We start from the raw sequence: 12,592 nt of genomic DNA, 5'->3' as shown, positions 1-12,592 counted from the left end.
AGGCAGGGGGCGAAACAGGCGCCCCACGCTGGAACATAGGCCGCGAGGCGGGGTGCCGCCACGGGTTCCGACGAAGGGGTCAGGCCGAGGGGAAGTGATTCTGTGGGGGCGAATTCATTCGCGAAGGGACGCGCAGCGTCCCCGGCAAGGCTTGTAGGCCGGACCTGGCGGTCCGGTTAGCGAATGAATTCGCCCCCACAAGGAAAAACGCAGGTTCAACGGGCGTTGAGCACCGACACCTGGGTATTCAGGGTCCAGAAGTCGTAGAGCACGCCGATCAGGAAGAAGCCGCCGGTGAGCAGGTAGAGGATGCCGCTGATCCACTTGCCCTGGTACATGCGGTGCACGCCGAACACGCCGAGGAAGGTCAGCAGGATCCAGGCGACGTTGTAGTCGTACTGGCCAGAGTTGAAACGCACGGCAGCCTCGCGGTCCATGGCGGGGATCAGGAACAGGTCGATAATCCAGCCGATGAAGAACAGACCCAGGGTGAAGAACCAGATGGTGCCGGTCACCGGCTTGCCATAGTAGAAGCGGTGGGAACCGAGGAATCCGAAAATCCAGAGCAGGTAGCCGATGACCTTGCTGTGGGTGTCCTGACGGGTGTTCATGCTGCCTCCTGCAGAGATGTGTGAAACGCGGGCATGAAGAAGCCCGCCGAAGCGGGCTTCTTCATTGAGCGAAAGCTTAGCGGAAGCGACGCCCCGGGTCTTCCTCGGACACCTGCAGCGACAGGCCGTCGCTCATGTGCTGCAGGTGCTCGCCATCGGTTTCCGAGCCGAGCTTGATCATCAGGCGCAGGTCGTTGGCCGAGTCGGCGTAGAGCAGGGCGTCTTCGTAGGTGATCTCGCCCTGGGAATAGAGGTTGTAGAGCGCCTGGTCGAAGGTCTGCATGCCGTGCTCGGAAGAGCGCTTCATCAGGGCCTTGAGTTCGTGTACTTCGCCCTTGCGGATCAGGTCGGCAGCCAGCGGGGTGTTGATCAGTACTTCGATCACCGCGCGGCGGCCCTTGCCGTCCGGGGTCGGCACCAGTTGCTGAGCAACGATGGCCTTGAGGTTCAGCGACAGGTCCATCCACACCTGCTGCTGCCGGTCGGCGGGGAAGAAGTTGATGATGCGGTCCAGCGCCTGGTTGGCGTTGTTGGCGTGCAGGGTGGCCAGGCACAGGTGGCCGGTTTCGGCGAAGGCGACGGCGTGGTCCATGGTCTCGCGGGTCCGCACCTCGCCGATCAGGATCACGTCCGGCGCCTGGCGCAGGGTGTTCTTCAGGGCCACTTCGAAGGACTCGGTGTCGATGCCCACTTCACGCTGGGTGACGATGCAGCTCTGGTGCTGGTGGATGAATTCGATCGGGTCTTCGATGGAGATGATGTGGCCGCTGCTGTTCTTGTTGCGGTGGCCGATCATCGCTGCCAGCGAGGTGGACTTACCGGTACCGGTGGCGCCAACGAAGAGCACCAGGCCGCGCTTGGTCAGCGACAGTTTCTTGAGGATTTCCGGCAGTTTCAGCTCATCGATGGTGGGGATGGTGGTCTCGATGCGGCGCAGCACCATGCCCACCAGGTTGCGCTGGTAGAAGGCGCTGACGCGGAAACGCCCGATGCCCCGCGCGCTGATGGCGAAGTTGCATTCGTGGTGCTCGGCGAAGTCGCGGCGCTGCTGCTCGTTCATCACGCCCAGCACGGTTTCCCGCGTCATTTCCGGCGACATGGGGTTCTTGGTCACCGGCATGATCTTGCCGTTGACCTTCATCGACGGCGGCACACCCGCCGTGATGAAGAGGTCGGAACCGCCTTTTTCCACCATCAGGCGCATCAGTTTCTCGAATTCCATGGCGTTCTCGCTGTTCGATGCCGGCGCCGGTCAGGCGGGTCAGAAGTTTTCCGGGCTCTTGGCCTTTTCCCGCGCGCTCTCGCGGCTCACCAGGCCCTTGGCGACCAGGCCCTTGAGGCACATGTCGAGGGTCTGCATGCCGAGCGAGCCGCCGGTCTGGATGGCGGAGTACATCTGCGCCACCTTGTCTTCGCGGATCAGGTTACGGATGGCCGGGGTGCCGATCATGATCTCGTGGGCCGCCACCCGGCCGCCGCCGATCTTCTTCAGCAGGGTCTGGGAGATCACCGACTGGAGAGATTCGGAGAGCATGGAGCGAACCATGGACTTTTCCTCGGCGGGGAACACGTCGACCACGCGGTCGATGGTCTTGGCCGCGGAGGTGGTGTGCAGGGTGCCGAATACCAGGTGACCGGTTTCCGCGGCGGTCAGCGCCAGACGGATGGTTTCCAGGTCGCGCATCTCACCCACCAGGATGATGTCCGGGTCTTCACGCAGCGCCGAACGCAGGGCTTCGTTGAAGCCGAGGGTGTCGCGGTGCACTTCCCGCTGGTTGATCAGGCACTTCTTCGACTCGTGGACGAATTCGATCGGGTCTTCCACGGTGAGGATGTGGTGGTACTTGGTGCTGTTCAGGTAGTCGAGCATGGCCGCCAGGGTGGTGGACTTGCCCGAACCGGTGGGGCCGGTGACCAGCACCAGGCCGCGCGGAACGTCGGAAATCTTCTTGAAGATTTCGCCCATTCCCAGGTCTTCCATGCTCAGGACCTTGGAGGGAATGGTACGGAACACGGCGCCGGCGCCGCGGTTCTGGTTGAAGGCGTTGACCCGAAAACGCGCGACGCCAGGGACTTCGAAGGAGAAGTCGGTCTCGAGGAATTCCTCGAAATCCTTGCGTTGCTTGTCGTTCATGATGTCGTAGATCAGCGCGTGGACCTGCTTGTGGTCCAGGGCCGGCAGGTTGATCCGGCGCACGTCGCCATCGACGCGAATCATAGGTGGCAGGCCGGCCGAGAGATGCAGGTCCGAAGCGCCCTGCTTGGCGCTGAAGGCAAGCAGCTCAGTAATATCCATGGGGCTCCCCAATTCGAAGCAAACGGTTTGCAGACTGCTGAATGATCACCGCGCCGTGCCTAAGGCCGTCGATACCGACCTGCCCGGCCGTCGCTCGCTACATTTTTCAGCGGCAGTTAGAATGCCGCAGACCCCACTCAGGCCGGGCTGTAGAGCGCAGGTAATGTCCACGATAGCAGACAATATTGCAAAGGTTCGCGCGCGTATCCGTGAGGCGGCGCAAGCCTCAGGGCGAGAATTTTCCAGTATCGGCCTGCTGGCCGTGAGCAAGACCAAACCCGCAGTCGCGATCCGCGATGCGTTCGCCGCAGGAATCGTCGATTTCGGCGAGAACTACCTGCAGGAAGCACTGGCCAAGCAGGTCGAGCTCACTGATCTGGCGCTGACCTGGCATTTCATCGGTCCGATCCAGTCGAACAAGACCAAATCCATTGCCGAACATTTCCACTGGGTGCACTCGGTGGACCGCCTGAAAATCGCCGAGCGCCTTTCAGCCCAACGCCCCGCGCACCTGCCACCGCTGAACATCTGCCTGCAGGTGAACGTCAGCGGTGAAGACAGCAAGTCCGGCTGCACCCCCGATGATCTGCCGGCCCTGGCCGCTGCCGTGGCCGATCTGCCGAACCTGCGCCTGCGCGGCCTGATGGCGATTCCCGAACCCACCGAAGACCCGGCGGAGCAGCATGCCGCCTTCGCCCGCCTGCGCCAGTTGCAGGAGGCGCTGAACCCCTCGTTGGACACTCTGTCCATGGGCATGAGCCATGACCTGGAAGCGGCCATCGCCGAAGGCGCCACCTGGGTGCGCATTGGCACTGCGCTATTCGGCGCCCGCGACTACGGCCAGCCCTCGCACTAATTAAGGAAGCATTCATGAGCACTCCCCGCATTGCATTCATTGGCGCCGGCAACATGGCCGCCAGCCTGATCGGCGGCCTGCGCGCCCAGGGCGTCGCCGCCGACCACATCCGTGCCAGCGATCCCGGCGCCGAGCAGCGCGCGAAGATCAGCGCCGAGCACGGTATCGAAGTGGTGGAAAGCAACGCCGACGCCGTGCAAGGCGCCGACGTAGTGGTCCTGGCGACCAAGCCGCAAGTGATGAAGGCGGTCTGCCAGGCCCTGGCTCCCAGCCTGAAGGATGGCCAACTGGTGGTTTCCATTGCCGCCGGCATCACCTGCGCCAGCCTGGCTGCCTGGCTCGGCCCGCGCCCGATCGTGCGCTGCATGCCCAACACCCCGGCGCTTGTGGGCCTGGGCGCGAGCGGCCTGTACGCCAACACCGAAGTCAGCGCCGCCCAGCGCAAGCAGGCCGAGCATCTGCTGGCCGCCGTCGGTATCGCCCTCTGGCTGGAGGAGGAACGACTGATCGACGCCGTGACCGCCGTATCCGGCAGCGGCCCGGCCTATTTCTTCCTGCTGATGGAGGCCATGACCGCCGCCGGCGAGAAACTCGGCCTACCGCGCGCCACCGCCGAACAACTGACCCTGCAGACCGCCCTGGGCGCCGCGCGCATGGCGGTTTCCAGCGACGTCGACGCCGCCGAGCTGCGCCGCCGCGTCACCTCGCCCAACGGCACCACCGAAGCGGCGATCAAAACTTTCCAGGCCGGCGGCTTCGAAGCCCTGGTGCAACAGGCCCTGAACGCCGCCGACCGGCGTTCGGCCGAGCTGGCCGAACAACTGGGCCAATAAGGAGCTTTCGATGACCGGACTCAACACCGCAGCCATCTATGTGATCCAGACCCTCGGCAGTCTCTACCTGCTGATCGTCCTGCTGCGCTTCATCCTGCAACTGGTGCGCGCCGACTTCTACAACCCGCTGAGCCAGTTCGTGGTGCGTGCCACCAAGCCGCTGCTCAATCCGCTGCGCAAGATCATCCCCGGCTTCGGCGGCCTGGACCTCGCTTCCCTGGTCCTGGCCATCCTCGTCCAGCTGCTGCTGATGATCGTCACCCTGACCCTGATGGGCTACGGCGTCGGCGGCTATCTGCTGCAACTGCTGATCTGGTCGATCATCGGCGTCACCTCGCTGTTCCTGAAGGTGTTCTTCTTCGCCCTGATCATCAGCGTGATCCTCTCCTGGGTCGCCCCGGGCAGCTACAACCCCGGCGCACAGCTGGTGAACCAGATCTGCGAGCCGCTGCTGATGCCGTTTCGCAAGCTGCTGCCGAACCTTGGCGGTCTGGATATTTCGCCGATCTTCGCCTTCATTGCACTGAAACTGCTGGATATGCTGGTGATCGGCAACCTGGCCGCCATGACTGGCATGCCGCAGATCCTCAGCCCGTTCCTCTGATGAGCTGGTACCGCTGGGCAGGCGAGGACCTGATCCTCGACTGCCATCTGCAGCCCAAGGCGAGCCGTGACGAGTTCGCCGGGCTGCACGGCGAAAGGCTGAAGATCCGCCTCACCGCGCCGCCGGTGGAAGGCAAGGCGAATGCCCACCTGATGGCTTTCCTGGCGGAGGCCTTCGGGGTCGCCAAGAGCCAGGTGAGCCTGGAAAGCGGCGAACTGAACCGCCAGAAGCGGGTGCGAATCCAGCGTCCGCGTACCCTCCCCGACCTGCCGGGCCTGACCGCTCGGCAGTCCTGACCGACCTTAAGGCGGGCGTGGCGAGCCGGCCAATTGACGCCCATCCCTCAAGGCGCATAATGCCCAGCAATGACTGGCTGGCACTCTGCCTTAACCCCGCCCCGGAGCAAGCTTTCGGATGTCGCGGTATGACTGCCCGCGTCGGCATTTCGATTCGAAAATCGTCTGTTCCCCGTACGCAGGAAGCGTGATCCCGAGGAGAGCCTGAATGAGCATGGAGCGTCTCAGTCAGCAAGTCGACGCCTACGTAGCCTGGAAGCGAGAGCTACTGCGGGAGATCACCCGCTATAGAAGCTGGCTGGAACACAACCGGCTCAACTCTGATGCGCTCTCCGCCAAGCTGGAACGGGCCCAGCGCCTGCTCCGCACTGATCACATCACCCTGGCCTTCGTCGGCGAGTTCTCCCGCGGCAAGACCGAGCTGATCAACTGCCTGTTCTTCTCCGAATTCGGCCAGCGCATGCTGCCGTCTCAGGCCGGGCGCACCACCATGTGCCCCACCGAGCTGTTCTACGACCCGCGCTCCGAGCGTTCCTACATCCGCCTGCTGCCCATCGAATCGCGCATGGCGGAGGCCAGCGTGGCCCAGTTCAAGCGCGCGCCGCGGCATTGGGTGAACATCCCACTGGACCCGAGCGACCCGGACAACATGATCCAGGCCTTCACCCAGGTGGCGCGGACCAAGCCGATGCCAGTGGAGCAGGCTATCCAACTCGGATTCCACCCGGACATGCTCGACTCCACCGGCCGTCCCGGCGAGGTCCTGGTGCCGGCCTGGCGCCATGCCATGGTCAACTTCGACCACCCGCTGCTGCGTCAGGGCCTGCGCATCCTCGACACCCCCGGCCTGAACGCCCTCGGCAGCGAGCCCGAGCTCACCCTGTCGATGCTGCCGGCCGCCCAGGCCATTGTCTTCCTGCTCTCGGCCGATAGCGGCGTCACCGCCAGCGATATGAGCGTCTGGCAGCAGCACATCCGCCAGCTTGACGAAGACACCCAGGCCCACCTGTTCGCCGTGCTGAACAAGGTCGACGTGCTGTGGGATGACCTGGCCGGCGAGAATTTCGTGCAGAACGCCATTCGCCGCATCCAGGAAACCACCGCCCGCCAGCTCGGCATCCGCAGTGACGAAGTGCTGCCGCTTTCGGCCAAGCAGGCACTGCTGGCCAAGGTGCGCAAGGACGACGAACTGCTTGCCCGCAGCCAGATCGGCGCGCTGGAAGAATTGCTCTGCGAGCGCATCGTCACGCAGAAGGAACGCCTGATCGAAGACCACGTGGCGCATCAGATGATGACGCTGCTGCAGAACAGCCTGCACGTGCTCAACCTTCGCCTGGACAAGGTCCGCGAGCAGCAGTCGATGCTCGACAGCCACCAGCAGGACAACGGCCAGATGCTCTTCGAGCTGACCGCGCGGACCAAGGAAGACCACGCCCAGCACCATCGCCGCCTGCTCGGCCTGAAAACCAATCAGCGCCTGCTCAAGCGCCAGGGCGACGTCCTGCGCAATGCCGCGCGCACCGAGCGCCTGGACGAACACTTGGCACGCCTGCGCCGCGAACTCACTGCCAGTTGGACCACGGTCGGCATCAACCAGGGCATCGTGCATTTCTTCCATTCGGTACAGCACGACCTGCACAGCCTGGAACACGAGGCCGAAATGGCCAACAAGATGGTCGCGGCCATCTACCGTCGGCACAACGAGGAGAACCCGCTGAATGGGGTCGATGCGCCGCAGTTCAATGTGCAGCGCTATCTCCGCGAGCTCCGCCAGCTGCGCGCCAAGGCCGACCAGTTCCGCCTGCATCCCAAGACCCTGCTGACCGAGCAGCGCCAGCTCGGCAAACGCTTCTTCGACACCCTGGTGCAGGAAGTCATCGGCATGCACCAACGCCTGCGCCTGGAAGTCGCGCAATGGGCCGGCGATGCCCTGATGCCGCTGATGCAGCACACCCTGGAGCACAAGCAGCTGCTGGAAACCCACATGCTGCGGCTGAAGGCCCTGGCCCAGGAAACCCAGCTCACCCGCCAGCGCGGCCAGCAATTGCAGCGCTACACCGAGGAACTGGAGCAGCAGATCGCCGAAGCCAACGAGATGCTGCGCACCTTCCGCCGCCCTTCGCCCATGCAGCGCATGAACAAGGTCGTCAACCTGCCGGTGGCATCGCGCAAGCAGCGCGGTGGCTAGCCCGCCTGAACGCCCGCAGCACCTGATTATTCAACGTCTTAGCCGCCGCCCCCCGCGCTTGCCGCTGGGGGCGGCGCTCTTTAGACTGGCGCCCTTCCCAGATTGAGAGCAGGGTCGCGATGCCCACCGCCATTCCCGCCGATTCCGTCGGCCTGGTCAGCCCCCGGGTACAGCGCTTCAGCGAGCCGCTGGCACTGGCCTGTGGCCGCAGCCTGACCGACTACGAGCTGGTCTATGAAACCTACGGCGAACTGAATGCAGACCGCAGCAACGCGGTGCTGATCTGCCATGCGCTGTCCGGCCACCACCACGCCGCCGGCTATCACAGCATGGACGACCGCAAGCCGGGCTGGTGGGACAGCTGCATCGGCCCGGGCAAGCCCATCGACACCCTGAAGTTCTTCGTCGTCAGCCTGAACAACCTCGGTGGCTGCAACGGTTCGACCGGCCCTTCCAGCATCAACCCGGCCACCGGCACGCCATTCGGTGCCGACTTCCCGGTGATGACGGTGGAAGACTGGGTCAACAGCCAGGCGCGCCTGGCGGATGTCCTCGGCATCCAGCAGTGGGCCGCCGTGATCGGTGGCAGCCTCGGCGGCATGCAGGCCATGCAATGGACCATCAGCTACCCCGACCGCGTGCGTCACTGCCTGGCCATCGCTTCGGCACCCAAGCTCTCGGCACAGAACATCGCCTTCAACGAGGTGGCTCGCCAGGCCATTCTCACCGACCCGGATTTCCACGGCGGCCACTTCCAGGACCAGGGCGTGATCCCCAAGCGCGGCCTGATGCTGGCGCGCATGGTGGGGCACATCACCTACCTGTCGGACGACGCCATGGGCGAGAAATTCGGCCGCGGGCTGAAGAGCGAGAAGCTCAACTACGACTTCCACAGCGTGGAATTCCAGGTGGAAAGCTACCTGCGCTACCAGGGCGAGGAGTTCTCCGGGCGCTTCGACGCCAACACCTACCTGCTGATGACCAAGGCGCTGGACTACTTCGACCCGGCGGCCGCCCATGACGGCGACCTGGCCCGGACCTTGTCGGTGGCCAAGGCGGACTTCTGCGTGATGTCCTTCACCACCGACTGGCGCTTCTCCCCGGCCCGCTCGCGGGAAATCGTCGACGCCCTGACCGCCGCGCGCAAGAACGTCAGCTACCTGGAGATCGATGCGCCCCAGGGCCACGATGCCTTCCTCATGCCGATCCCGCGCTACCTCCAGGCCTTCAGCAGCTACATGAACAGGATTGCGGTGTAACCCATGCGTGCCGACCTAGACATCATCCAGGACTGGATTCCCGCCGGCAGCCGTGTACTCGACCTCGGCTGCGGCCGTGGCGAACTGCTGGCCTGGCTGCGCGACAACAAGCAAGTCACCGGTTATGGCCTGGAATTCGACCCCGAGAACATCGCCCACTGCATCGACCGTGGCGTGAACGTGATCGAGCAGGACCTGGACAAGGGCCTGGGCAACTTCGCCAGCAACAGCTTCGACGTGGTGGTGATGACCCAGGCGCTGCAGGCGGTTCACTACCCCGATCGCATCCTCCAGGAAATGCTGCGGGTCGGCCGCGAATGCATCATCACCTTCCCCAACTTCGGCCACTGGCGTTGCCGCTGGTACCTGGCGCGCTACGGACGCATGCCGGTGTCGGAGTTCCTGCCCTACACCTGGTACAACACGCCGAACATCCACTTCTGCACCTTCAAGGATTTCGAGGCGCTGTGCCACGAAATGCAGGTGAAAGTGCTCGACCGCCTGGCGGTGGACCATGAGCATCGGCACAACCTGCCCAGCCGGGTTTGGCCTAATCTGTTGGGTGAGATCGGCATCTATCGCGTCAGCGGTCCGAGCCTTGCGGACCACCGCATCGCGATCTGAATAGAAGGAGGCACACCATGCGTCGTCTAGCCCTGTTCCTTTTCGCCCTTTGCCTGGCGCTGCCGGCAGCTGCCGAGCGCAAGCAGACCTTCGGCGACCTGGACGTGCACTACAACGCGTTCAACTCCAGTTTCCTGCAGCCGGACATCGCCGCCGCCGTCGGCCTGACCCGCAGCAAGACGCAAGGCGTGGTCAACGTCGCCGTGCTCAAGGCCGGCAAGGCCAGTACCGCCCAGGTCAGCGGCCAGGTGAAGAACCTGCTCGGCCAGGTCACGCCGCTGCAGTTCAAGCAGATCAGTGAAGGCGAGGCCATCTACTACCTGGCGCAGTTCCCCTTCAACGAGCGTGAAATGCTCAATTTCACCCTCAACGTGCAACGCGGAGATGAAGCGCCCCACAGCTTCAGCTTCGACCAGGAATTCTTCCCCGACGAATGATGCCCTTCAAAGAACTGGTGCTGGCCAGCCATAACGCCGGCAAACTCAAGGAACTCCAGGCCATGCTCGGTGACAGCGTGAAAGTGCGCTCCATCGCCGAGTTCAGCGACATCGAGCCTGAAGAAACCGGCCTGACCTTCGTCGAGAACGCCATCCTCAAGGCCCGCAACGCGGCCCGCCTGTCCGGCCTGCCGGCGCTGGCCGACGACTCCGGCCTGGCGGTGGACTTCCTCGGCGGCGCCCCTGGCATCTATTCGGCGCGCTACGCCGACGGCAAGGGCGATGCGGCGAACAATGCCAAGCTGCTGGACGTCCTGCGCGACGTTCCCGAGGCCGAGCGTGGCGCGCAGTTCATCTGCAGCCTGGCGCTGATGCGGCATGCCGACGATCCGCTGCCTATTCTCTGCGAAGGCAGCTGGCGCGGCCGCATCCTGTTCGAAGCCCGTGGCGAGCACGGCTTCGGCTACGACCCGCTGTTCTGGGTCGAGGAATGCAACAGCTCCGCTGCGGAGCTCTCCCCCACCGACAAGAACCAGCTCAGCCACCGCGCCCGCGCCATGGCCCTGCTCAAGCAGCGGCTGGGGATATGAAAGTCCCAGGCACGCACCCGGAGGCCGGGGCCGCAGGCTTCCAGCTTCCGCCCCTGGCACTCTACGTCCATATTCCCTGGTGCGTGCGCAAGTGCCCCTACTGCGACTTCAACTCCCACGCTGCCGGCTCGGAGCTGCCTGAAGAAGCCTATATCGACGCGCTGCTGGATGATCTCGAGCAGGACCTCGGCCATGTCCATGGCCGTGAGCTGACGTCGATCTTCTTCGGCGGCGGCACCCCCAGCCTGTTCAGCGCCAACGCCATCGGCCGGTTGCTGGATGGCGTGGAGCAACGGATACCCTTCGCCCGCGATATCGAGATCACCCTCGAAGCCAACCCCGGCACTTTCGAGCAGGCCAAGTTCGCCGCCTACCGCCAGCTCGGCATCAATCGCCTGTCCATCGGCGTGCAGAGCTTCCAGGAGGCCAAGCTCAAGGCCCTAGGGCGCATCCACGACGGTGACGAAGCGGTGCGTGCCGCCGACATGGCGCGCAAGGCCGGCTTCGACAACTTCAACCTGGACCTGATGCACGGCCTGCCGGACCAGTCCCTCGAAGACGCCCTGGAAGACCTGCAAACCGCCATCGCCCAGGGGCCGACGCACCTCTCCTGGTACCAGCTGACCATGGAGCCGAACACGGTGTTCTGGAACCAGCCACCGGAACTGCCCGAAGACGACATCCTCTGGGACATCCAGGAAGCCGGCCAGGCCCTGCTGGCCGAACAGGGCTACGCGCAGTACGAAGTGTCCGCCTACGCCCGAGACGGCCTGCGCGCGCGGCACAACCTCAACTACTGGACCTTCGGCGACTTCCTCGGCATCGGCGCTGGCGCCCACGCCAAGCTGAGCAGCCCGGAGGGCCGCATCATCCGCAGCTGGAAGACCCGCCTGCCGAAGGACTACCTGGACCCGGCTAAACGCTTCCTGGCCGGCGAGCGCCACCTCGACCAGAACGAGCTGCCCTTCGAATTCCTCATGAACGTGCTGCGCCTCACGGACGGCGTGCCCGCAGCGTTGTTCACTCAGCGCACCGGCATGCCGCTGGCCGACCTGGCAGCGGCGCGCACCGAAGCCGAGGCCCGTGGCCTGTTGCTGAAAGACCCGGAGCGGCTAGTGGCCACCCCCGAAGGTCAGTTGTTCCTCAACGACCTGCTGCAGCACTTCCTGCCTTGACGGGCGCACCACGGATTTGGAATCGTCTGCCCCCGAACCATTTCGCCAAGGATTCTCTGGATGGAAGTCGTACTGGACCTGATCGCCACCCTCTCGCGCTGGAGCCGCGGCCACCTGCATGACATCGCCCTGGCCATCATGGCCACCGTCCTGGTGCTGTTCGGCCCCGCCCTGAACGCCTGGGTGCAGCAGCGCATCGGCAGCCTCAACTTCCTCTTCCGCACCCTGCTCTTCGTGCTGCTCTGCGCGGTGGGCTACGGCCTGGCGATGATCTACCTGACGCCCTGGCTGGCCAAAGGACTGGGCTACTTCAACAACTACACCTTGGCGCCCGTCCTGCTACTAGTCTTCTTCGTGATCGGTGTGATCGCCGATCGCAACTAGGATCGGCGGCTCCCGGCCGCCACCGCCGGGAGCACGCCCATGAAACCGATCAAGCACCTCTACCTGCACTTCCAGGACGGCCAGCGCCTGGCCCTGCGTTTTCCCCAGCAAACCGCCGACCCGGTCGAAGTGGCCAGGGGGTTGCGCCGCCAACTGGAGTCCCCTTTTCTCAGCATCGAGGTGGATGGCGACCTGCTGCTGATTCCACGGGAAAGCATCAAGTACATGCAGATCAGCCCCGCACCCCCGGCCCTGCCGGATGCGACGTTGACTGGGGCGGAGCTGATCAATTAGCGGCGCCTTACGGATGGGTCGAGCACGCTTCGCCGCTCGGGGTCTGGAAAGACTCCGCTGGTGGATGTGAAAGGCGACATCCACCCTACACACCGGTCGAGTCCGTGCCTCGCTCTGTAGGGGCGAATTCATTCGCCAAGGGTCG

Annotated in this window: 15 protein-coding genes; 12 read left to right on the top strand and 3 right to left on the bottom strand. The window is 64.3% G+C overall.

Features of this window, described 5'->3' with window-relative positions; translation table 11 throughout:
• Positions 1-215: 215 nt before the first annotated feature.
• From E8F06_RS21330 to pilT, 3 genes are all read right to left on the bottom strand, one after another.
• The gene (locus tag E8F06_RS21330) at positions 216-611 is read right to left on the bottom strand and encodes a TM2 domain-containing protein (RefSeq protein ID WP_280370775.1); all 396 of its coding nucleotides are present in this window, start codon (positions 609-611) and stop codon (positions 216-218) included.
• Between the two features lie 76 nt (positions 612-687).
• A complete protein-coding gene (locus E8F06_RS21325; protein ID WP_280370774.1) occupies positions 688-1,833 on the bottom strand; it encodes a PilT/PilU family type 4a pilus ATPase in 1,146 nt (381 codons plus the stop codon).
• Positions 1,834-1,872: 39 nt separating this feature from the next.
• Positions 1,873-2,907, bottom strand: coding sequence for a type IV pilus twitching motility protein PilT (pilT, locus tag E8F06_RS21320; protein WP_028629028.1), 1,035 nt, complete (start codon positions 2,905-2,907; stop codon positions 1,873-1,875).
• A gap of 163 nt (positions 2,908-3,070) precedes the next feature.
• Between pilT and E8F06_RS21315 the strand changes: the two genes are divergently transcribed.
• The 12 genes from E8F06_RS21315 to E8F06_RS21260 all read left to right on the top strand — a co-directional run bounded on the left by E8F06_RS21315 (position 3,071) and on the right by E8F06_RS21260 (position 12,447).
• Positions 3,071-3,763, top strand: a complete 693-nt coding sequence (locus E8F06_RS21315; protein ID WP_280370772.1) for a YggS family pyridoxal phosphate-dependent enzyme — start codon at positions 3,071-3,073, stop codon at positions 3,761-3,763.
• Positions 3,764-3,777: 14 nt separating this feature from the next.
• On the top strand, positions 3,778-4,596 hold the full coding sequence (gene proC, locus E8F06_RS21310; RefSeq protein ID WP_280370770.1) for a pyrroline-5-carboxylate reductase: 819 nt from the start codon (positions 3,778-3,780) through the stop codon (positions 4,594-4,596).
• A 10-nt stretch (positions 4,597-4,606) separates the two neighbouring features.
• Positions 4,607-5,200 (top strand): YggT family protein, encoded by a 594-nt coding sequence (locus tag E8F06_RS21305; protein WP_044871035.1) that lies wholly within the window; start codon positions 4,607-4,609, stop codon positions 5,198-5,200.
• Positions 5,200-5,496 (top strand): DUF167 domain-containing protein, encoded by a 297-nt coding sequence (locus E8F06_RS21300; RefSeq protein ID WP_280370768.1) that lies wholly within the window; start codon positions 5,200-5,202, stop codon positions 5,494-5,496. Before E8F06_RS21305 ends, E8F06_RS21300 begins: the two co-directional genes overlap by 1 nt.
• Before the next feature lie 208 nt (positions 5,497-5,704).
• Positions 5,705-7,684: a dynamin-like GTPase family protein gene (locus tag E8F06_RS21295; protein ID WP_280370766.1), complete on the top strand. Its 1,980-nt coding sequence runs from the start codon at positions 5,705-5,707 to the stop codon at positions 7,682-7,684.
• A gap of 119 nt (positions 7,685-7,803) precedes the next feature.
• On the top strand, positions 7,804-8,943 hold the full coding sequence (locus E8F06_RS21290) for a homoserine O-acetyltransferase (protein WP_190833220.1): 1,140 nt from the start codon (positions 7,804-7,806) through the stop codon (positions 8,941-8,943).
• Positions 8,944-8,946: 3 nt separating this feature from the next.
• Entirely contained in the window at positions 8,947-9,567 is a 621-nt protein-coding gene (metW, locus tag E8F06_RS21285; RefSeq protein ID WP_280370764.1) for a methionine biosynthesis protein MetW, read from the top strand.
• Between the two features lie 17 nt (positions 9,568-9,584).
• Positions 9,585-10,004 carry a DUF4426 domain-containing protein gene (locus E8F06_RS21280; RefSeq protein ID WP_190833218.1) on the top strand — a complete coding sequence of 140 codons (420 nt, stop codon included), beginning with the start codon at positions 9,585-9,587 and terminating at the stop codon, positions 10,002-10,004.
• The gene (rdgB, locus tag E8F06_RS21275; RefSeq protein ID WP_151131304.1) at positions 10,001-10,594 is read left to right on the top strand and encodes an RdgB/HAM1 family non-canonical purine NTP pyrophosphatase; all 594 of its coding nucleotides are present in this window, start codon (positions 10,001-10,003) and stop codon (positions 10,592-10,594) included. The genes E8F06_RS21280 and rdgB overlap by 4 nt, the downstream gene beginning before the upstream one ends.
• Positions 10,591-11,769, top strand: coding sequence for a radical SAM family heme chaperone HemW (gene hemW / locus E8F06_RS21270; RefSeq protein WP_280370761.1), 1,179 nt, complete (start codon positions 10,591-10,593; stop codon positions 11,767-11,769). The genes rdgB and hemW overlap by 4 nt, the downstream gene beginning before the upstream one ends.
• Before the next feature lie 60 nt (positions 11,770-11,829).
• A complete protein-coding gene (locus tag E8F06_RS21265) occupies positions 11,830-12,153 on the top strand; it encodes a DUF3392 domain-containing protein (RefSeq protein ID WP_120653596.1) in 324 nt (107 codons plus the stop codon).
• A gap of 39 nt (positions 12,154-12,192) precedes the next feature.
• A complete protein-coding gene (locus E8F06_RS21260) occupies positions 12,193-12,447 on the top strand; it encodes a hypothetical protein (RefSeq protein WP_179058531.1) in 255 nt (84 codons plus the stop codon).
• Positions 12,448-12,592: the final 145 nt, after the last annotated feature.

It is taken from the genome of Pseudomonas sp. BN411 (assembly GCF_029871235.1).
In the GTDB taxonomy this organism is placed as follows: Bacteria; Pseudomonadota; Gammaproteobacteria; order Pseudomonadales; family Pseudomonadaceae; genus Metapseudomonas.
This window is presented reverse-complemented; position numbering and strand designations above follow the sequence as displayed.

What these genes read in the sequence shown, in the direction of transcription:
- E8F06_RS21330 (WP_280370775.1), bottom strand. Translation starts at nt 611, where the DNA reads ATGAACACCCGTCAGGACACCCACAGCAAGGTCATCGGCTACCTGCTC.
- E8F06_RS21325 (WP_280370774.1), bottom strand. Translation starts at nt 1,833, where the DNA reads ATGGAATTCGAGAAACTGATGCGCCTGATGGTGGAAAAAGGCGGTTCC.
- pilT (WP_028629028.1), bottom strand. Translation starts at nt 2,907, where the DNA reads ATGGATATTACTGAGCTGCTTGCCTTCAGCGCCAAGCAGGGCGCTTCG.
- E8F06_RS21315 (WP_280370772.1), top strand. Translation starts at nt 3,071, where the DNA reads ATGTCCACGATAGCAGACAATATTGCAAAGGTTCGCGCGCGTATCCGT.
- proC (WP_280370770.1), top strand. Translation starts at nt 3,778, where the DNA reads ATGAGCACTCCCCGCATTGCATTCATTGGCGCCGGCAACATGGCCGCC.
- E8F06_RS21305 (WP_044871035.1), top strand. Translation starts at nt 4,607, where the DNA reads ATGACCGGACTCAACACCGCAGCCATCTATGTGATCCAGACCCTCGGC.
- E8F06_RS21300 (WP_280370768.1), top strand. Translation starts at nt 5,200, where the DNA reads ATGAGCTGGTACCGCTGGGCAGGCGAGGACCTGATCCTCGACTGCCAT.
- E8F06_RS21295 (WP_280370766.1), top strand. Translation starts at nt 5,705, where the DNA reads ATGAGCATGGAGCGTCTCAGTCAGCAAGTCGACGCCTACGTAGCCTGG.
- E8F06_RS21290 (WP_190833220.1), top strand. Translation starts at nt 7,804, where the DNA reads ATGCCCACCGCCATTCCCGCCGATTCCGTCGGCCTGGTCAGCCCCCGG.
- metW (WP_280370764.1), top strand. Translation starts at nt 8,947, where the DNA reads ATGCGTGCCGACCTAGACATCATCCAGGACTGGATTCCCGCCGGCAGC.
- E8F06_RS21280 (WP_190833218.1), top strand. Translation starts at nt 9,585, where the DNA reads ATGCGTCGTCTAGCCCTGTTCCTTTTCGCCCTTTGCCTGGCGCTGCCG.
- rdgB (WP_151131304.1), top strand. Translation starts at nt 10,001, where the DNA reads ATGATGCCCTTCAAAGAACTGGTGCTGGCCAGCCATAACGCCGGCAAA.
- hemW (WP_280370761.1), top strand. Translation starts at nt 10,591, where the DNA reads ATGAAAGTCCCAGGCACGCACCCGGAGGCCGGGGCCGCAGGCTTCCAG.
- E8F06_RS21265 (WP_120653596.1), top strand. Translation starts at nt 11,830, where the DNA reads ATGGAAGTCGTACTGGACCTGATCGCCACCCTCTCGCGCTGGAGCCGC.
- E8F06_RS21260 (WP_179058531.1), top strand. Translation starts at nt 12,193, where the DNA reads ATGAAACCGATCAAGCACCTCTACCTGCACTTCCAGGACGGCCAGCGC.